This is a genomic window from Chryseobacterium capnotolerans, from assembly GCF_021278965.1.
Lineage (GTDB): Bacteria > Bacteroidota > Bacteroidia > Flavobacteriales > Weeksellaceae > Chryseobacterium > Chryseobacterium capnotolerans.
Window position 1 is genome coordinate 1,837,743 of the sequence record NZ_CP065589.1, and the last position, 18,601, is coordinate 1,856,343.

The 18,601-nt window shown below is 35.4% G+C and carries 18 protein-coding genes and 1 pseudogene; 18 read left to right on the forward strand and 1 reads right to left on the reverse strand.

From position 1 onward, the window contains the following. The first annotated feature begins 2 nt into the window (after positions 1-2). The 4 genes from H5J24_RS08670 to H5J24_RS08685 all read left to right on the forward strand — a co-directional run bounded on the left by H5J24_RS08670 (position 3) and on the right by H5J24_RS08685 (position 3,042). Positions 3-500 (forward strand): hypothetical protein, encoded by a 498-nt coding sequence (locus H5J24_RS08670; protein ID WP_068943521.1) that lies wholly within the window; start codon positions 3-5, stop codon positions 498-500. A gap of 456 nt (positions 501-956) precedes the next feature. After that, entirely contained in the window at positions 957-1,619 is a 663-nt protein-coding gene (locus H5J24_RS08675; protein WP_068943520.1) for an outer membrane beta-barrel protein, read from the forward strand. Between the two features lie 82 nt (positions 1,620-1,701). Further along, complete coding sequence (locus tag H5J24_RS08680; protein ID WP_068943519.1) at positions 1,702-2,370, forward strand: porin family protein; 669 nt, start codon at positions 1,702-1,704, stop codon at positions 2,368-2,370. Between the two features lie 15 nt (positions 2,371-2,385). Beyond that, a complete protein-coding gene (locus H5J24_RS08685) occupies positions 2,386-3,042 on the forward strand; it encodes an OmpW family outer membrane protein (protein ID WP_068943518.1) in 657 nt (218 codons plus the stop codon). An 82-nt stretch (positions 3,043-3,124) separates the two neighbouring features. Here H5J24_RS08685 and ffh read toward each other — a convergent pair whose 3' ends face one another. Next, positions 3,125-4,486 carry a signal recognition particle protein gene (gene ffh, locus H5J24_RS08690; RefSeq protein ID WP_068943517.1) on the reverse strand — a complete coding sequence of 454 codons (1,362 nt, stop codon included), beginning with the start codon at positions 4,484-4,486 and terminating at the stop codon, positions 3,125-3,127. 1,041 nt (positions 4,487-5,527) lie between these two features. Here ffh and atpB point away from each other — a divergent pair. The 14 genes and pseudogenes from atpB to H5J24_RS08760 all read left to right on the forward strand — a co-directional run bounded on the left by atpB (position 5,528) and on the right by H5J24_RS08760 (position 18,564). Further along, positions 5,528-6,655, forward strand: coding sequence for a F0F1 ATP synthase subunit A (gene atpB, locus H5J24_RS08695; RefSeq protein ID WP_045497331.1), 1,128 nt, complete (start codon positions 5,528-5,530; stop codon positions 6,653-6,655). 51 nt (positions 6,656-6,706) lie between these two features. After that, positions 6,707-6,925, forward strand: a complete 219-nt coding sequence (locus H5J24_RS08700) for an ATP synthase F0 subunit C (RefSeq protein ID WP_007844726.1) — start codon at positions 6,707-6,709, stop codon at positions 6,923-6,925. A 104-nt stretch (positions 6,926-7,029) separates the two neighbouring features. After that, positions 7,030-7,524 carry a F0F1 ATP synthase subunit B gene (locus tag H5J24_RS08705; protein WP_068943515.1) on the forward strand — a complete coding sequence of 165 codons (495 nt, stop codon included), beginning with the start codon at positions 7,030-7,032 and terminating at the stop codon, positions 7,522-7,524. 2 nt (positions 7,525-7,526) lie between these two features. After that, positions 7,527-8,065 (forward strand): annotated as a pseudogene (atpH, locus tag H5J24_RS08710) (ATP synthase F1 subunit delta). A 16-nt stretch (positions 8,066-8,081) separates the two neighbouring features. Beyond that, positions 8,082-9,659, forward strand: coding sequence for a F0F1 ATP synthase subunit alpha (gene atpA, locus H5J24_RS08715; protein ID WP_068943513.1), 1,578 nt, complete (start codon positions 8,082-8,084; stop codon positions 9,657-9,659). Positions 9,660-9,734: 75 nt separating this feature from the next. Next, positions 9,735-10,598 carry an ATP synthase F1 subunit gamma gene (atpG, locus tag H5J24_RS08720; protein WP_068943512.1) on the forward strand — a complete coding sequence of 288 codons (864 nt, stop codon included), beginning with the start codon at positions 9,735-9,737 and terminating at the stop codon, positions 10,596-10,598. Positions 10,599-10,867: 269 nt separating this feature from the next. Then, positions 10,868-12,226 (forward strand): hemolysin family protein, encoded by a 1,359-nt coding sequence (locus H5J24_RS08725; protein ID WP_068943511.1) that lies wholly within the window; start codon positions 10,868-10,870, stop codon positions 12,224-12,226. An 11-nt stretch (positions 12,227-12,237) separates the two neighbouring features. Next, on the forward strand, positions 12,238-12,543 hold the full coding sequence (locus H5J24_RS08730) for an ATP-dependent Clp protease adaptor ClpS (protein ID WP_068943510.1): 306 nt from the start codon (positions 12,238-12,240) through the stop codon (positions 12,541-12,543). Between the two features lie 515 nt (positions 12,544-13,058). Continuing rightward, a complete protein-coding gene (udk, locus tag H5J24_RS08735) occupies positions 13,059-13,673 on the forward strand; it encodes a uridine kinase (protein WP_045497309.1) in 615 nt (204 codons plus the stop codon). 5 nt (positions 13,674-13,678) lie between these two features. Further along, positions 13,679-14,035, forward strand: a complete 357-nt coding sequence (locus H5J24_RS08740; protein ID WP_068943509.1) for an FtsB family cell division protein — start codon at positions 13,679-13,681, stop codon at positions 14,033-14,035. Positions 14,036-14,145: 110 nt separating this feature from the next. Next, entirely contained in the window at positions 14,146-15,309 is a 1,164-nt protein-coding gene (locus tag H5J24_RS08745; RefSeq protein WP_068943508.1) for a methylmalonyl-CoA mutase family protein, read from the forward strand. Between the two features lie 149 nt (positions 15,310-15,458). Continuing rightward, positions 15,459-16,604 (forward strand): class I SAM-dependent methyltransferase, encoded by a 1,146-nt coding sequence (locus tag H5J24_RS08750; RefSeq protein ID WP_068943507.1) that lies wholly within the window; start codon positions 15,459-15,461, stop codon positions 16,602-16,604. A 138-nt stretch (positions 16,605-16,742) separates the two neighbouring features. Then, on the forward strand, positions 16,743-17,015 hold the full coding sequence (locus tag H5J24_RS08755; protein WP_068943506.1) for a hypothetical protein: 273 nt from the start codon (positions 16,743-16,745) through the stop codon (positions 17,013-17,015). A 169-nt stretch (positions 17,016-17,184) separates the two neighbouring features. After that, the gene (locus H5J24_RS08760; RefSeq protein WP_068943505.1) at positions 17,185-18,564 is read left to right on the forward strand and encodes a dipeptidase; all 1,380 of its coding nucleotides are present in this window, start codon (positions 17,185-17,187) and stop codon (positions 18,562-18,564) included. Positions 18,565-18,601 lie beyond the last annotated feature (37 nt).

Consider the following 18,601-nt stretch of genomic DNA (forward strand, 5'->3'; position numbering starts at 1 on the left):
AAATGAAAAAGCTATTATTAGTAGGTGCTTTTGCACTTTTAGGAGGAGCTGCTCAGGCGCAGGAAGGTTTAAAATTAGGTGGCCACATTGGTGTTCCTGTATCTGATGCAAGCAATGTATCTTCATTTACACTAGGAGTTGATGGAGCTTATATGTGGAATATTGCTAAAGGATTTGACCTTGGGGTAGCAACAGGATATTCTCATTTCTTCGGAAAAGATCACTTTGATGATTTCGGATTTATCCCTGTGGCAGTTGCAGGTAAATATAAATTTAAAGGAGCTCCTATCTTCGTAGGATTAGACTTAGGGTATGGTATTTCTACAAAAAGTGGTATTGATGGAGGTTTCTATGCGCAGCCTAAGTTTGGATATCAGATGTCTAAAGGAGAACTATACATAGGATATCAATCTGTAAGCAACAGTGAAAAAGTAGGCTGGGGAAGATATAGCTGGACTGCTGGAGCTGTTAATCTAGGATATAACTTCTTTATTAAATAAGAAGCCTGTTAAAATAGATATAAGAAACTCTGGTGAAATCCGGAGTTTTTTTATTTGATAGGTAGGGCCTGATAGCAGAGCGTTTTTATGTATGTGGCTCTATCATATCACTTTGGGATTGTAAAATGACTCTTGAGTTATAAACATTTGTTTAATTTTTAAGACTTAATTCCTTAAAAATTAACATTTTAACAAGGGTTATTTCGAGGTGTTTAGCTAAATTATAATGATTTTATTAAAATTCAAAAATTTTTAAAACTAAACATATTGGGCTGTGGTTGAGGAATTGTAGTTTTTTTATTCATAATATTGTGAAAAACCTAAAAAGCTCCCATTGATATGATTTATTTTTATAAAACCTTAAATTTTAACAATGATATTAATCACATTAACAAATTTTAATATTAGTGGGGACGACTGTAAATTTGCCTCCAGAAAGTATTAAAATTTTTTAAAATGAAAAAAATATTATTAGCGGGTGCTGTTGCACTTTTCGGTTTATCAAATGCTCAGATTGCTAAAGGTACTACATATGTTTCAGGACAATTAGGGTATTCTCAGAATGAAAATAACAATACAGATACTAAAATCGAGAGCTTCAAAGTTCTTCCAACTGTAGGTTATTTCGTAAACACTAACCTAGCAGTAGGTTTAGGTGTAGGTTACAAAAACGATAACACTAAAGTAACTACTGAAACTACTGTAGGAGGTGGAACTTTGGTTGCTGAAAAGAAAAATACAACTTCTGCATTCGTAGTAGCTCCATTCGTAAGAAAATACTGGACTTTAGCTGATAAATTATACATCTTCGGTCAGTTAGAAGTTCCTATGGAATTCGGTCAGTACAAGCAAGAAAGCGAGTCTACTTTAACAACAGGTTCTACAGTAACTAGAAACTCTACTTCTGACAAAGCTAACTATACTTCAATCGGTGTAAACGTTAAGCCAGGTTTAGATTATTTCTTAAACAAGAACTGGTCTATCGAAGCTACTTTCGGTGAGTTTGGTTACAACACAAACAAATTAGATGTAGACGGAGCTAAGAGAGTAAACGATTATAAATTCGGATTGAATTTATCTTCTGTAACTTTCGGAGTTAAATATGTATTTGCAAAATAATAAACAAAGCATATAATAATAGAGCCCTAGGATTATTATCTTAGGGCTTTTTTATCTTACTACTATTAAATATATAATAATCATGAAAAAAATCTTATTAGCATCTGCAATTGCTTTATTTGCAGGGCTTAATGCGCAGACAACATTGGGTGTAAAAGGAGGATACGCTTTGTCTAAATTAAACTTTAATGAAAACAGCATTGAGCTTGATGGAGCTAAAGGAACGATGAAATCAAAGTCCGGATTTTATGTTGGAGCTTTGGTAGAACATAAGTTCAATAGTAAATTTGCGATTCAGGGAGAAGTAGAGTATGCCAACTTAGGCGGAAAAGCGGAGGTTGCTTTACCATACGGGATTAAAGTAACTGAAAAAATAAACCTTAACAGAATTGTAATTCCTGTTTCTGCAAGATATTATGCAACGCCTGAATTAGGTATTTATGCTGGCCCATATGTCAGTTTCAAAACAGATACTAATGTGAAGTTTGATGTAACAGGTCTGCCTGCCGGTGCTTCTGTGAATCCAACCGCAGTTAGAGAAGGAGAACAAATTGTAGAGAAACAGTTTAATGACAACCTGAAGTCTACTGATTTCGGATTGTTTTTCGGGGCTGATTATACCGTATACAAAGGTTTATTTGTAGATGCACGTTATAGTTTTGGGTTGACCAATATGGTTAAGAATCCTGTCGGTGACGAGAAAGTAAAGATGAATTTCTTCCAGCTTGGGGTAGGGTATAAGTTTAAATAAATTCAATTAATAATCATGAAAAAACTATTATTAGCAGGTGCAGTAGCACTTTTCGGGCTTTCTAATGCTCAAATGACTAAAGGTGACTGGGTAATCAGTGGAAACACTGGAATGGGCTTTAATAACGTTACAACTACAGTAAAAGCAGGAGGTAAGTCTACCGACAGTCCAACAGTAAACACATTCTCAATCACACCTTCTGTGGGGTATTTCGTTATTGATAAATTAGCAGTGGGGATTGATTTAGGATATGTAAATAGAACCACAAAATATGATGATGTTAAGTTTACAAACTCTACATTTTCTGTAATGCCTACAGCAACTTATTATTTTACTAACTCCAGCAAACTGGTTCCATTCCTGGGAGCAGGGATAGGTTATGGATCAAATAAGGAAAAGACTTCTTTTTCCGGGGGGCGCAATGGAATTTATGATCCAATTCTTATGCACGATACAGAGACCACTACAGATGGTTTAGCATGGAAAGTAAAAGGAGGAGTAACTTATATGGCAACTTCTTCTTTAGGGATTAATCTGGGGATCTCTTATGATCAGTTTTCAAGTAAAGCAACAGTTATGAATACAGAGGTTAAGACAAACATTAATACTTTCGGTGTGAATGTTGGTTTTTCTTATTTCATCAAAGGAAAAGGACAGAAATCTGATAAATAATCAGGCTGTTTAAAGATAAAAAACAAAAAAATCCGACTCAGTTTTGAGTCGGATTTTATATTTTGATGAGATTGTTTCTGGATTATTTTCCAAACATTCCACCCATTCCAGGCATATTCGGCATTTTGCTCATCATCTGCATCATTTGCTTTCCTTGAGGTCCCTGCATCATCTTCATCATTTTACCCATCTGATCGAATTGTTTCATCAATTGATTTACATCTTCAATCTTTCTTCCGGCACCTCTTGCAATTCTGTTTTTTCTCTGAGTATTGATAATAGAAGGTCTTCTTCTTTCCTCAGGTGTCATAGAGTAGATAATCGCTTCAATGTGTTTAAATGCATCATCACTGATCTCTACATCTTTGATGGCTTTTCCAACCCCAGGAATCATTCCCATAAGGTCTTTCATGTTACCCATCTTCTTAATCTGGTTGATCTGCTTTAAGAAATCATCAAAACCAAATTCATTTTTAGCGATTTTCTTGTGAAGTTTTTTAGCTTCTTCTTCATCAAACTGCTCCTGAGCTCTTTCTACTAAGGAAACAACATCTCCCATTCCTAAGATTCTGTCTGCCATCCTTTCCGGGTAGAAAAGGTCTAAAGCTTCCATTTTCTCTCCTGTAGAGATGAATTTGATTGGTTTTTCAACTACAGAACGGATCGTTAAAGCAGCACCCCCTCTTGTATCACCATCTAACTTGGTTAAAACAACCCCGTCAAAGTTCAACGCATCGTTGAATGCTTTAGCAGTATTCACAGCATCCTGACCAGTCATGGAATCCACTACGAAAAGGGTTTCCTGTGGCTTGATGAAGTAATGTACAGACTTGATCTCGTTCATCATCTGCTCATCAATCGCTAAACGACCTGCCGTATCCACGATTACTACATCGTGATTGTTGGCCTTTGCAAAATTGATGGCATTTTCAGCGATAGTAGAAGGGTTTGTAGCTCCTTCTTCAGTATAAACGGGAACATTAATTTGTCCTCCTAATACTTTTAGCTGATCGATCGCAGCAGGACGGTAAACGTCACAGGCTACCAATAATGGTTTTTTATTTCTTTTTGTCTGTAAATAATTAGCAAGTTTTCCAGAGAAAGTAGTCTTACCAGAACCCTGAAGACCTGCAATAAGGATTACAGATGGTTTTCCCGAAAGATTAATTCCCTCCTGAGAACCTCCCATTAAATCCACAAGCTCGTCATGAACAATTTTAGTCATCAACTGCCCCGGAGTAAGGGAAGTAAGAACATTTTCGCCTAAAGCTTTATCCTGAACTCTTTTGGTAAGATCCTTTGCAACTTTATAGTTAACGTCGGCATCTACCAATGCTCTACGGATTTCCTTTACGGTTTCCGCCACATTGATTTCGGTAATTTTTCCACGTCCGGAAATATTATGTAATGCCTTGTCTAATTTATCCTGTAAACTATTAAACATATTTATTGTAAATTATAGGTTTGCAAAAATAAGGAATTTTTAAGAAACCTGAGTATGATAGACTTAATATTATAAGGATTTGGTTAAAGTTGGAAGCTGGAGGCGGGAAGAAGGGAGGTTTTGTTAGCCGATAAAATGAAATGTGTTTGTTTTAAGTATTGTTTTTAGAAAGTTTCTAAGGTTTTTTATAATAGTTGGAAGCTGGAGGCAGGAAGAAGGGAGGTTTTGTTAGCCGATAAAATGAAATGTGTTTGTTTTAAGTATTGTTTTTAGAAAGTTGCTAAGGGTTTTTATAATAGTTGGAAGCTGGAGGCGGGAAGAAGGGAGGTTTTGTTAGCCGATAAAATGAAATGTGTTTGTTTTAAGTATTGTTTTTAGAAAGTTGCTAAGGGTTTTTATAATAGTTGGAAGCTGGAGGCAGGAAGAAGGGGAGTTTTATTAGTTTATAAAATGAGCTGTATTTTTTTAATGGGTTTGATGAAGATGGGAACAGAGGAGTTCTGAGCAGGACGCTTAGCAGATGAAATGTTTGTATAGCTATCCAAAAGTTACAGGATGTCTTTATGAAAAGAATGAAATCTACTATTATAACACAATAGTAACTTCCATCATCCCTCTTCCAGCTTCCTTCCTTATATAGATATAGAAGAATTCTTTTGTTTCAGAAATTATAATCCTATTTTTGCAGCATGAATTTTCTGGATAGTTTTATTATTGTATTATTAATAGCACTGCTTAATATAATAGTATATATAATATTTAAAAGGTATTTGTACGGTAAACAGGATGCGGGAATGAAATTTCTTGTCATTAATCTGTCTAAGGACCTGATTTGGTTGATCGCTTCTTTAGTAATAATAGAGAAGACTAAAGCTAATTTTCTCTTTATAGTGATCTGTTTTCTCATCGCATCATTCCTTATTTATTTACCCATAATAAAACTCATTAATAAGTCTTGATTTTTTTGATGATAAAAATCAATTTTTAGTATTGGTAAAGTTTAATAAAATCGATATATTTGCACACGATTAAAAAAGAGATATGAACAGAAAAATTTCTTCATTATTTTTCGCATTTTTATTTGTGTTTATAAGCAGTTTAGCTTCTGCTCAGCACGAATCGGAAGGAGAGAAATCAGCGGAAAAAGTAGAGAACAAAGAAGTGAAAGACGGCTTCAATGCGACCACAATGATCATGGAACACATTGGTGATTCTAATGAATGGCATTTATGGACTACAAAAGATGACAGTGGTGAAGAACATCACGTTTCTATCCCTTTGCCTGTTATCATTAAAGATAATGAAGGATGGCATACTTTTCTTTCTAGCAGTATTGCTCACGGACACGAACATGATGGGTATACTTTAGAGCACGGACAGGTAGTATCTACTAAAGGTGTTGAGAAAGCTACATTATTTTCAATCATCAGTGGGAAGCAAAAATCAAACGAAGTGTTTTTTGATCTTTCAGTAACAAAAAACGCAGCTTCAATGTTCTTGTCAGTTCTTTTTATGGCAGTAGTGTTCATAGGAATGGCAAGAAACTATAAAAAATCACAACTTCCAAAAGGTATTGGAAAATTCATGGAGCCAGTGATTGTATTTATCAGAGACGAGGTGGCTATTCCAAACATCGGGTCTGTTAAATATAAAAGATATATGCCTTATTTATTAACAGCATTTTTCTTTATCTGGATCAACAACTTATTTGGATTAATTCCTTTCTTCCCTTTCGGAGCTAACCTTACAGGTAACATTGCGATCACAGCAGTATTAGCGATTATTACCTTATTAATTACATTATTCAGTGCGAATAAAGATTACTGGAAACACATCTTTATGCCGCCGGTTCCAATCTTGTTGTACCCAATTATGGTTCCAATCGAGATTATCGGAATCTTCACAAAGCCTTTCGCTTTAATGATGCGACTTTTTGCTAACGTTACAGCGGGACACATTATGATCTTGGCGATCGTTTCATTGATCTTCATTTTCAAAACTCCATTATTAGGATTTGCATCTGTACCATTAGCATTATTCGTTTCAGTACTGGAATTATTGGTAGCAGCATTGCAAGCATATATCTTCACTGTATTATCCGCACTATTTATCGGAATCGCAGTTGCAGAGCACGAACATGAGCACGGTCACGAAGAACACGCTCACTAATTAAAAGAAAGAATTTAAAAATAATTTTTTAACTAATATAATTTATTTATTATGGATTTATCAACAGGAGCAGGATTAATTTACGTAGGTATCGGTTTAGCAGTACTAGGTGTAGGTCTAGGTATCGGTAAAATCGGTGGTCACGCAATGGACGCTATCGCTAGACAACCAGAGCAAGCTGGTAAGATTCAAGGAGCAATGCTTATCGCTGCTGGTCTTATTGAAGGTGCTGGTCTTATCGCGATCATCTTTGGTGCTTTCATCAAGTAATCTATCCTCAAAAAACATTCTTAGCAGTAAAGCGGTTGGCTGCTGCTAAGAATTTTTAAAAAAACAATCCATAAAATAACATTTAAAAAAAAGAATTTACAGATATGGGAATTATTGAACCTGGAATTGGACTTTTGTTTTGGATGACCCTTACTTTTGTTATCCTATTGTTTCTTCTAGCTAAATTCGCTTGGAAACCAATTGTAAATGCTGTTAATGAAAGAGAAACTTCTATCGTTGATGCATTGAACCAAGCTAAATTGGCTAAAAAAGAGATGGAAGATCTTAAAGCTGACAACGAAAGAATTATTCGTGAAGCTAAAATTGAAAGAGACGCTATCCTTAAAGAAGCTAGAGAAATTAAAGACAGAATCGTAGGTGAAGCTAAAGATGTTGCTAAAGCGGAAGGAGACAAACTTATCGAAGCTGCCAAGCAAACTATCAACGCTGAGAAAAATGCTGCAATGGCAGACATCAGAACTCAGATCGGTGCTTTATCTGTAAACATTGCAGAATCTATCTTGAAACAAAAGTTAGATAACACAGAAGCTCAAAACGAATTAGTTCAAAATTATATCAACAAATCTAACCTTAACTAAGAATGCTTACATCTAAAGTAGCGAAAAGATACGCACAGGGTTTACTTGATTTCACTAATGAATCAGGTCAGACAGCTGCCGTGTTTTCTGAAATGAAAGATGTAGTGAAGATTATGATTGAATCTAAAGATTTAAACAAGTTCTTCCTTACACCTTACATTGATGCAAAAAGAAAATAGAGGTAGCAAACGAAATTTTCAAAGGTTTATCAGCATCTTCCCAGAATTTGATTAAATTGGTGATTAAGCACGGACGTGAAAACCAATTAAAAAATATCGCTCAGGAATTCATCAACAAAGTTGAAGATATCAACGGAGTACAGAGAGTAACGCTTACCACAGCGACTCAGCTTTCTAAAGAGAATATTGATCAGATTCTAAGATCTACCAACTTGGTGAACGCTAATTCAAATTTCGATTTGAAAGTAAACATCAACCAAGATATTTTAGGTGGATATATCCTAAGAGTAGGAGACCAGCAGGTAGACGCGTCTGTGAAGACCAAATTGAACCAAGTTAAAAAAGATTTCCAATTAAATTAAGAAAAACAACCATACAATGGCAGAAATAAATCCGGCAGAAGTATCTGCGATCTTAAAACAGCAATTGGCCAACTTCGATACTCAATCAAACGTTGAGGAAGTAGGTACAGTTTTAACCATCGGTGATGGTATTGCTCGTGTATACGGGTTAGAAAACGTACAATACGGAGAGTTGGTGAAATTTTCTAGTGATGTAGAAGGTATTGTACTTAACCTTGAAGAAGACAACGTAGGTGTTGCTCTACTTGGTGAAAGTAAATTAGTAAAAGAAGGGGATACAGTAAGAAGAACAAACAGAATCTCTTCTATCAAAGTAGGAGAAGGAATGTTAGGAAGAGTAGTAGATACTCTTGGTAACCCTATCGATGGTAAAGGTCCTATCACAGGAGATTTATACGAAATGCCATTAGAAAGAAAAGCTCCTGGAGTTATCTTCAGACAACCAGTAACTGAGCCTTTACAGTCTGGTATCGTTGCAATTGACGCGATGATCCCTGTAGGAAGAGGTCAGAGAGAGCTTATCATTGGTGACAGACAAACGGGTAAAACTACTGTTGCGATCGATACGATCATCAACCAAAAAGAATTCTTTGATGCTGGTAAACCAGTATATTGTATATATGTTGCTATCGGTCAGAAAGCTTCTACTGTAGCACAAATCGTTAAAACACTTTCTGATAAAGGAGCTTTAGCTTATACGGTAATCGTTGCAGCTAACGCATCAGATCCAGTTCCAATGCAGGTATATTCTGCAATGGCAGGAGCTTCTATCGGTGAGTTCTTCAGAGACACTGGTAGACCAGCGCTTATCGTTTATGATGATTTATCTAAACAAGCTGTTGCTTACCGTGAGCTTTCTCTACTATTAAGAAGACCACCGGGCCGTGAAGCTTACCCTGGAGACGTTTTCTATCTTCACTCAAGACTATTGGAAAGAGCGGCAAAAGTAATCGCTGATGATAACATTGCTAAGCAAATGAACGACTTACCAGAGTCTCTTAAGCCAATCGTGAAAGGTGGTGGTTCATTAACTGCTCTTCCAATCATCGAAACTCAGGCAGGTGACGTTTCTGCGTATATCCCAACTAACGTAATCTCTATTACAGATGGACAGATCTTCTTGGAGTCTGATCTATTCAACTCAGGGGTTCGTCCTGCAATCAACGTAGGGATCTCTGTATCGAGAGTAGGTGGTAACGCTCAGATCAAATCAATGAAAAAAGTTTCTGGTACGCTAAAATTAGACCAGGCTCAATATAAAGAACTTGAAGCGTTTGCTAAATTCGGTTCTGACCTTGATGCTTCTACTTTAGCAGTAATCTCTAAAGGAGAAAGAAACGTAGAAATCCTTAAGCAGCCGGTAAATGCACCACTTCCTGTTGACAGTCAGGTAGCGATCGTATATGCTGGAACAGAAAACTTAATGAGAAACGTTCCATTGAACAAGATTAAAGAATTCCAACACGAGTATATCGAGTTCCTAAGATCTAAGCACCCTGATACTATGGCTGCGATCAAGTCTGGGAAAATTGATAACGATATTACTAGCGTTCTTAAGCAGGCAGCTAACGATTTAGCTTCTAAATACAACTAAAAAATTCAATGTTTAAGGTTTAAAATGTAAGTTTTAAGCCTTAAACTTTAGACCTTAAACTTTGAACCCAAATTAATGGCAAACTTAAAAGAAATACGAGGCAGAATTACGTCAATTTCATCTACGATGCAGATTACACGTGCTATGAAGATGGTTTCCGCAGCGAAACTTAAAAAAGCACAAGACGCAATCGTAATGTTAAGACCTTATTCTGAAAAATTACAGGAACTTATCCAGAATGTAAATTCTAGCTCTGATCCTGACCAGGTTTCTGTATATGCTCAGAAAAGAGAGGTTAAAAGAATACTTTTCATCGCTGTTACTTCAAACAGAGGTCTTGCAGGAGCTTTTAACTCTTCGATTGTAAAAGAGCTTAACCTTCAGTTCCAGAATAACTCTCAGTATGAGATTGAAGTTCTTCCTGTAGGTAAAAAAGTATATGATGCAGTAAGAAGAAATCGTTCAGTATATGCTAATGGAAGTTCTGTGTATGATAACCTGAATTTTGATGCAGTTGCTCATATCACTGAAGGGGTAATGACAAGCTTCAAAGAAGGTAAATTTGACGAAGTTTATGTTATTTATAACAAATTCGTTAATGCTGCTACTCAGGAAGTAACTACAGAACAACTTCTTCCAATCTCAATGCCTGAAACTACAGAGCCACAGGTTGAAACAGATTATATCTTCGAACCAAACAGAGCAGAGATCTTAGATAACTTGATTCCTAAGTCTATTAAAACTCAGGTTTTCAAAGCAATCTTAGATTCAGTAGCCTCTGAGCACGGAGCAAGAATGACTGCAATGCACAAAGCTACAGATAACGCAGAAGCTTTGAGAAATGATCTTAAAATTTTCTACAACAAAGCAAGACAGGCTGCAATTACCAACGAAATCTTGGAAATTGTTTCCGGAGCAGAAGCTTTAAAAAATTCATAAAGAATTATTTTAACATACAACTAAAAGCATCGATCTCATCGGTGCTTTTTTCGTTTATAAAGGTTAAAAACACTTATTAAGCTCTCAAAAATCATCTTATTCTGTAAAAACAATCTAAGTATCCGATTATTTTTTTTATTTCAAAATAGATAGGTTTTATGAAGCTGTTTTTTTTCTTAAAAATTCCTCTATTGAAATAATCTATCCAAGATTCAGGTTATTTTTATTTTGCATATCTTTGTACCTAATAAAATTTATACAACTTCTAAATGGACTCGGACATAGTCAGGCTTTTGCTGGCCTTATTTCTTGTTTTACTAAATGGCTTCTTCGTAGCCGCAGAATTTTCAATTGTTAAAGTTCGTTACTCTCAAATTCAGTTAAAAGCCGCAGAAGGTGACTCTATGGCTAAGCAGGCAGAACATATCATCAAACACCTTGATGAATATCTTTCCGCTACACAATTAGGAATTACATTAGCATCCCTTGCCTTAGGTTGGGTAGGAGAGAGTGCCTTACACCATATCGTTGAAAATATTTTTCACTCTTTAAATGTTAATTTAACCCAAACGACGATTACTACCGTTTCGGTGGTAACCAGTTTTGTCTTGATCACCATTATGCACATTGTATTTGGAGAGCTTATCCCTAAATCAATAGCGATCAGAAAATCAGAATCTACAACAATGGCTACAGCTGTTCCGCTGAGAGTCTTTTATACGATATTTAAACCATTTATCTGGTTAATGAACTCCATGTCCAATGGATTCCTAAGATTGGTAAAAATTCATCCGGCTTCTGAGCAGGAAATTCACTCTACAGAAGAGCTTCAGCTTTTGGTAAAACAAAGTGCAGACAGTGGGGAGATTGAAGAAGAGAACTATGAGATCATTAAAAATGCATTTGATTTTACAGATCACTCTGCGAAACAGATCATGGTTCCAAGACAGAATATTACTTCCATCGACTTTGAAGAAGATGTGAATGATATTATTAATAAGATTATGGATAGCGGGTATTCCCGTATTCCTGTATATATTGATTCTATTGACAATGTGATTGGAATTTTCTACACCAAAGAAATTATAAGAGAATTTGTTAAAAGAAAAGGAGACCTGGATCATGAAGATCTTAAAGACTTAATGCGTGATGCATTTTTTGTGGTGGAAAGTAAGAAAGTTTCAGACTTATTGAAAACCTTCCAATTGAAAAAGCAGCATATCGCTATTGTTATTGACGAATTTGGAGGAACTGAAGGGATTATTACTTTGGAAGATATCCTTGAAGAGCTTGTAGGAGAAATTCAGGATGAAGAAGATGATGAAGAAAAAATTGTTGATAAAATAGCGGATAATACCTATTGGGTGCAGGCGACTCAACCTTTGGATGAGATCAATGAATTTTTACCTAAGAAGTTACCTCTTTCAGAAGAAAGCGAATACAACTCGCTGGCTGGGTTTATTCTTTATGAGCTGGAAGAAATTCCTGAAGAAAACCAGGAATTTGATCTGGATGATTATCATTTCAAGATTTTGAAAATGAACAATAAGAGTGTAGAGCTTGTTGAGTTGGTATATCAGGAACCCAATGCCATTGATAGTTTAGCAGAAAAAATTGGTGAAGTTTAAAACAGCTGATAATGAGTTTTTATAATACAATAAAAGACTATGAAGATCCGAAACGGCAGTATGAAGAAGAGGTTCTGGTACTGGATGATACAGATGAAGTCTACAAATTAGTGTTGCATAATGATGATGTTCATACTTTCGATTATGTTATTGACAGTCTGATAGAAATATGCAAACATACATTAGAACAGGCAGAGCAATGTACGATACTTGTCCACTATAAAGGCAAATGTACCGTAAAAACAGGCTCATTGGATATTTTGAAGCCTATGCACGAAAAATTACTTTCACGTGAATTAACAAGTGAAATCGTATAAAATAAAAACCGGCCAATACAAGGCCGGTTTTTTTATGAAACCTTTCATGAACCTTTAACGATAAGTGTTGTCATTCCGATGAAGGAGGAATCTCTTTATTTAAATATTCTAAATCTGCCCCCCGGTTTTATTGTTCCTGTAAATTATTTTAACGCAGCGTCCGCAAGGTTTTTAATCAAAAGAATGAAGAATTCCGTTCGCAGAGGCGTTAACACTCAGCCAAGATCCTTTATTGAGCCTATTGCTGAATGAAATGCCCTTGCGAACAAAAAATATCCATATCATATTATAGACCCTTTGCGTATTCCTAGCGTTAAAAAAAGACAGTAGTTTTTAAAGACAAAAGCAGTTTTTTCTCACCAAATCAACCAATTTTTAGTATCTCAACTATTTTTGAGACTAATTACTTTAACTTCAGGATATAAGAATTTCCGAATTACTCAATTTCGCTCTCTGCATTGCCACATTTTATCTAAAATAGTATATTTGTACCAACTATAAAGAAACAAAAAACAATGCTTGTAATAGGAATTGCCGGTGGAACAGGATCTGGCAAAACTACAGTTGTTGATAAGATACTTCAGCAGCTTGATATCGAAGGAATGAATATCCTCTCTCAGGATAATTATTATCACGACAACCAAGGTCTTACATTGACGGAAAGAGAGGCTTTAAATTATGACCATCCGAAGTCAATAGATTTTGAACTATTGATAAAACACGTAAAAGCTTTAAAGAATAACGAGCCAATAGAACAGCCGATTTATAGCTTTGTGACGCATTCCAGAACAGGAGATCACGTAACTGTAGAACCTAAGAATGTATTGGTAGTAGAGGGAATTTTGGTTCTTACCAATAAAGAATTATTGAAAGAATTTGACCTGAAGGTTTTCGTTCACGCAGATTCTGATGAAAGGCTGATCAGGAGGATCAGGAGAGACACTCAGGAAAGAGGAAGAGATCTTAGCGAAGTATTACATCGTTATCAGACTACTTTAAAACCAATGCACCAGGAATTCATTGAGCCATCTAAAAATGATGCCGATCTTATTATCCCGAATATGAAGCAGAATTCTGTAGCCATTGATTTTTTAACTACTGTTATTAAAAACTCGTTGAAAAAACATTAAAAAAAATGGAAGAAAATAACCTTATCAAAGACATTCAGCCGAAATCTGAAACATTCAAACTTATCCAGAAATATGTGTTGAATAAGTATACCATTACGATCTGTCTGTTTTTGGTATGGATGATTTTCTTCGACAAAACCTCATTTCTCGTAATTAATGAATTGAATGGTGAGATTCATAAATATGAAGATCAGCTGGAGTATTACAAAAAAGAATACGAAAAGAATGATGCTTTCTATAAAAAACTGATGAATAACAAGTCGGAAAAAGAAAAATACGCGCGAGAAAATTATTTTATGAAGAAACCGAATGAAGAAATCTTCATTTTGGTGGTAGACAGTACAAAAGTCGCTAAGAAATAAGAACATGGTAAAAGTGTCAATAGTGAATGGTCGATTGGGTTTGTTTGATGGATACTATTCGCTTGTAAAGCACAACTCACCATAGACAATTCACAATTTAAACAAAACTAATGTCAAATACAGCTACACTTCCAAATTGGGAAAATTTAGTAAAAAAACAACTTAAAACAGAAGATATTTATCCTATTCTGGAAAAGGAAAACCTGGAAGGAATAGAAGTAAGACCTTTCTATACAGAGGTTAAAAAGCCTTTGGTAAACCTGCCAAGAGTTGAAGAAAGTACCCATTTGGTGGCCAGATATCACGAAAGTCTGGAAGATGAAGTATTTGCATTTTTACTCGATCAGAATGTAGAAAATCTTACAGAGAAGACTGTTTTTGTTAATGATAAAGACCTTGCAGGACATATCAGCCCTCAGGAAGAAGACCAATATTTTTCTTTGATTGATGTTTTTAATGAAAAGGAAGCAGTTATTGATGATCAATTGGCGAAAGAATTATTGGCAAAAGGATTCAAAAGAAGTATCTGTATTGATATTTCACTGCATCAGAATGCCGGAGCAGCTATTTATCAGCAGTTAGGAATTGCTTTAGCCAAAACAAAGGAACTAGTAGAAGGATATGGAGCAGAAATTTTGAATACATTAATCTTCAGAATTGCAGTAGGTGCGAACTACTTCTTTGAAATGGCAAAATTGAGAGCGTTTAAGATGGTTTTCAATCAGCTTTCTAAGGAGTATGGCCTGGATGAAGTTCCTTACATCTTTGCAGAAACTTCCTTTAGAAATAAAGCGGTTTCTGACAACGAAAATAACCTGATCCGTTCTACATTAGAACTGGCTTCAGCAATGATTGGCGGGGCAGATGCTGTTTTTACCAACAATTATCTTGTAGCTAGAAGTACAGATAACTCTGAAGAAATTTCTTTCAAACAACAGATTGTATTAGCTTATGAAAGTATCATTAACGTATTTGAGGATGCAGCTAATGGAAGCTATTATGTAGAAGATATCACGCAGCAGATTGCGGATAAATCTTGGGCATTATTTGTTGAAATAGAAGAAGCAGGTGGTTATATTGAACTTTTAAAGCAAGGCGTTATTCAGAAAAAAATCTACGATCATGCGGTGGAAGAACAGCAATGGATTGAAGAAGGAAAAATTAAGCTGATCGGAGTTAATTTATACCCCAAATTAGACGTTAAAAAGTCCATCACGGATCTTTATAACGAAAAAGAAATAAAAGCAGTTCGTTGGGCAGAAATGTTTGAATAGAATATCTTAAAATAAACTGAGATGCTTCGGCTCCGCTCAGCATGACAGTGCTACAAATTAACCGTTAAATAAAGCAGTTAGTACTAGAATTGTCATGCTGAGCGGAGTCGAAGCATTTTAACCAAATGAATATAAATTAGCAAAAATCTGTGGTTAAACTATTAAATAAAGAAGTTCAAAATTATATCAATGCAAATCTAAAAACAGATCTGCACCCATTATTATTAAAAAAATCTCCCTTTCCAGAGGTTTCCATGCAGGAAATTGTTCAGCAAATCAAAGGGAAACAAGTAGCAGAGAAAAAGTTTCCTTTCCTGTTGAAGGATGGTATTATTTTCCCTCCGCAGCTTAATATGGAACAGTCGTCCTCTGAAAAGACCGCTCTTTATAAATCTGAAATTCTAAAAGGGAAAAAGTTTATAGACTTGACCAGTGGTTTTGGAATTGATGCCTATTATTTATCTCACAATTTTAATGATATTACTTTAATAGAACAAAATACGGAGCTTTTAGAGATCGTTGAACACAATTGGAATGTACTTGGGAAGAAAGCGAGGTTTGTCAATCAGAAATTAGAGGATTTTTTAAATGAAAATCAGGAAAGCTTTGACACCATTTATCTGGATCCGGCTCGAAGAGATCAGAATAAAAATAAAGTCTTTCTTTTAGAAGATCTTTCCCCAAATATTCTTGAAATCCAGGAAAAATTATTGTCAATATCAGATCAGGTGGTCATTAAACTCTCCCCGTTAATTGATCTGAAGTATCTTATTTCAGTTCTACCGAATATTTTCAGACTTGATATTATTGCTCTTAAAAATGACGTAAAAGAGGTGGTAGCCTTTTTATCCGGGGAAAATAAAAAAGAGATTATTTGCAATTGTGTGAACCTTGAAAGTGAAGAATCCGACTTTAGTTTCACATTTGGAGAAGAAGAAAATGCTCAATCTGAGTATTCCGAGCCTGAAAAATTCATTTGTATTCCTAATAATACGATTTTAAAGGCAGGCGTTTTTAATTTAATTTCTGAAAAATTTGGAGTTAAAAAATTACACCCTAATACTCATTTGTATACATCTTCTGAAAAGATAATTGATTTTCCGGGAAGGATTTTTGAAATGGAAATTGTTGATTCTAAAAAGATTAAAAAGAAAGAGCAGTTCAATATTATTTCAAAAAACTATCCTTTAAAACCCGAAGAAATCAAGAAGAAATATGGATTAAAAGATGGTGGAAATGATTACCTTATTTTTACACAGTCCAAAAAAGGGAAAATTATTTTAAAATCAGTATAAAAATGTTGCCAAAAGAAACAGGATTTCTTAATTTTGGGCAATCAAAAATTTGAGCAGGAAATCGTTCGCTGTTTAGCTAATCTGAATACAGTAAAGAAGTGCGATTCCATATGATATTTTAAAAAATAAATTTTACATATGAAAAAATTAGTTATATGTTTAGCGATTGCAACAGTAGCTGTAAGCTGTAAAAAAGTTCCTCAAGGTGGAAGTAAAGCTGTTTTAAAACTTGAAGAAGGAGTAGAAAGATATTCTGACGATCCTCAGGGTGGAGAAGCTCATGCTGCACACGGTGCTGCTGAACACAAGGAAGAAGCTGCTAAACCAGAAGCTGTAGCTCCTAAAACAGATAGTACTGCTGCTGCAAAGCCTGCTGAAACAAAAGAAGAGGCTCCAAAAGCTGGACACTAATTAATTAGTATACAATATAAAAATGCTCTGTACAAAACAGGGCATTTTTTATTTTAAAAATGACTGATGGAACAATCGTCAGGAAATAATCTTTTTCTTTAGAAAATCCTGTGTTTTTACTTGGCCCAGCGGTGCATTTTTTTTAATTTTAACAAAATAAAATTTTACAATGCAAGAGACATTAAATTACATCAACGAAAACAAACAGCGTTTCGTGGATGAATTATTTGAGTTATTGAGAATCCCTTCTATTTCTGCAGATCCGGCGTATAAAGATGATGTATTGAAGTGTGCAGATGTATGTGCAGAACACCTTAAGAATGCAGGAGCTGATCATGTTGAAATTTGCCAGACTAAGGGGTACCCTATTGTTTTCGGAGAAAAAATCATTGATACAAACCTACCAACGGTATTAGTTTATGGTCACTATGACGTACAGCCGGCAGATCCATTGGAATTATGGAGAAAGCCGCCTTTCGAGCCTTATATTGAGAAAACTGAGCTTCATCCGGAAGGAGCCATCTTTGCAAGAGGATCCGCAGACGACAAAGGACAGTTCTTCATGCACCTGAAAGCGTTTGAAGCAATGATGAGAACCAATACACTTCCTTGTAACGTTAAATTTATCCTGGAAGGAGAAGAGGAAGTAGGATCCGTAAGCTTAGGAGACTTTGTGAATGAAAACAAAGAAAAACTATCTTGCGATTGTATTTTAATTTCAGATACACACATCTATAGTAATGAACAACCGACTGTAACAACAGGTTTAAGAGGATTAAGCTATGTAGAAGTAGAAGTGGAGGGGCCAAACAGAGATCTTCACTCAGGGCTTTACGGAGGAGCGGTACCAAACCCAATCCACGTATTGTCAAGAATGATTGCTAACCTTATTGATGAAGATGGACATATCACTATTGATGGGTTCTACGATAATGTTGAGATCGTATCTGATGCAGACAGAACAGAAATGAATAAACTGAAGGATAATCCTGAAGAATTCAAAAAGTCAATCGGATTGAGCAATATTGAAGGAGAAAAAGGATATACAACCCTGGAAAGAGCTTCTATTCGTCCTACTTTAGACTGTAATGGTATTTGGGGTGGATATACAGGAGAAGGAGCTAAAACAGTAATTCCTTCCAAAGCTTTTGCTAAAATTTCAATGCGTTTGGTTCCTTATCAGACTCCTGAAGAAATTATAGAAAAATTCACGAAGTATTTCGAAAAAATTGCACCGGATACTGTAAAAGTGAAAGTAACCCCTCACCACGGAGGAATGCCTTACGTATTACAAAGCGATACCAAAGAATTCTTAGCTGCTAAAAAAGCGATGGAAACAGCATTTGGTAAAGAAGTATTGCCGTACAGAAGCGGGGGAAGTATTCCAATTACGTCTATGTTTGAGAAAGTTTTAGGAGCTAAATCAGTATTGATGGGCTTCGGATTGGATTCTGATGCAATTCACTCTCCAAACGAGCACTACGGATTATTTAATTTCTATAAAGGAATTGAAAGTATTCCATTATTTTTTGAAAATTATTCAAAATAAGTATTACACCATATACTATTAGGATAAGGCGCTTCTT

Bases quoted from the DNA above. Each gene is read 5' to 3' on its own strand.
- H5J24_RS08675 (WP_068943520.1), top strand. From the start codon at position 957: ATGAAAAAAATATTATTAGCGGGTGCTGTTGCACTTTTCGGTTTATCA.
- H5J24_RS08745 (WP_068943508.1), top strand. From the start codon at position 14,146: ATGTCAAATACAGCTACACTTCCAAATTGGGAAAATTTAGTAAAAAAA.
- H5J24_RS08700 (WP_007844726.1), top strand. From the start codon at position 6,707: ATGGATTTATCAACAGGAGCAGGATTAATTTACGTAGGTATCGGTTTA.
- H5J24_RS08755 (WP_068943506.1), top strand. From the start codon at position 16,743: ATGAAAAAATTAGTTATATGTTTAGCGATTGCAACAGTAGCTGTAAGC.
- atpA (WP_068943513.1), top strand. From the start codon at position 8,082: ATGGCAGAAATAAATCCGGCAGAAGTATCTGCGATCTTAAAACAGCAA.
- H5J24_RS08685 (WP_068943518.1), top strand. From the start codon at position 2,386: ATGAAAAAACTATTATTAGCAGGTGCAGTAGCACTTTTCGGGCTTTCT.
- H5J24_RS08725 (WP_068943511.1), top strand. From the start codon at position 10,868: ATGGACTCGGACATAGTCAGGCTTTTGCTGGCCTTATTTCTTGTTTTA.
- H5J24_RS08760 (WP_068943505.1), top strand. From the start codon at position 17,185: ATGCAAGAGACATTAAATTACATCAACGAAAACAAACAGCGTTTCGTG.
- atpB (WP_045497331.1), top strand. From the start codon at position 5,528: ATGAACAGAAAAATTTCTTCATTATTTTTCGCATTTTTATTTGTGTTT.
- H5J24_RS08705 (WP_068943515.1), top strand. From the start codon at position 7,030: ATGGGAATTATTGAACCTGGAATTGGACTTTTGTTTTGGATGACCCTT.
- H5J24_RS08730 (WP_068943510.1), top strand. From the start codon at position 12,238: ATGAGTTTTTATAATACAATAAAAGACTATGAAGATCCGAAACGGCAG.
- H5J24_RS08740 (WP_068943509.1), top strand. From the start codon at position 13,679: ATGGAAGAAAATAACCTTATCAAAGACATTCAGCCGAAATCTGAAACA.
- H5J24_RS08680 (WP_068943519.1), top strand. From the start codon at position 1,702: ATGAAAAAAATCTTATTAGCATCTGCAATTGCTTTATTTGCAGGGCTT.
- ffh (WP_068943517.1), bottom strand. From the start codon at position 4,486: ATGTTTAATAGTTTACAGGATAAATTAGACAAGGCATTACATAATATT.
- udk (WP_045497309.1), top strand. From the start codon at position 13,059: ATGCTTGTAATAGGAATTGCCGGTGGAACAGGATCTGGCAAAACTACA.
- atpG (WP_068943512.1), top strand. From the start codon at position 9,735: ATGGCAAACTTAAAAGAAATACGAGGCAGAATTACGTCAATTTCATCT.
- H5J24_RS08670 (WP_068943521.1), top strand. From the start codon at position 3: ATGAAAAAGCTATTATTAGTAGGTGCTTTTGCACTTTTAGGAGGAGCT.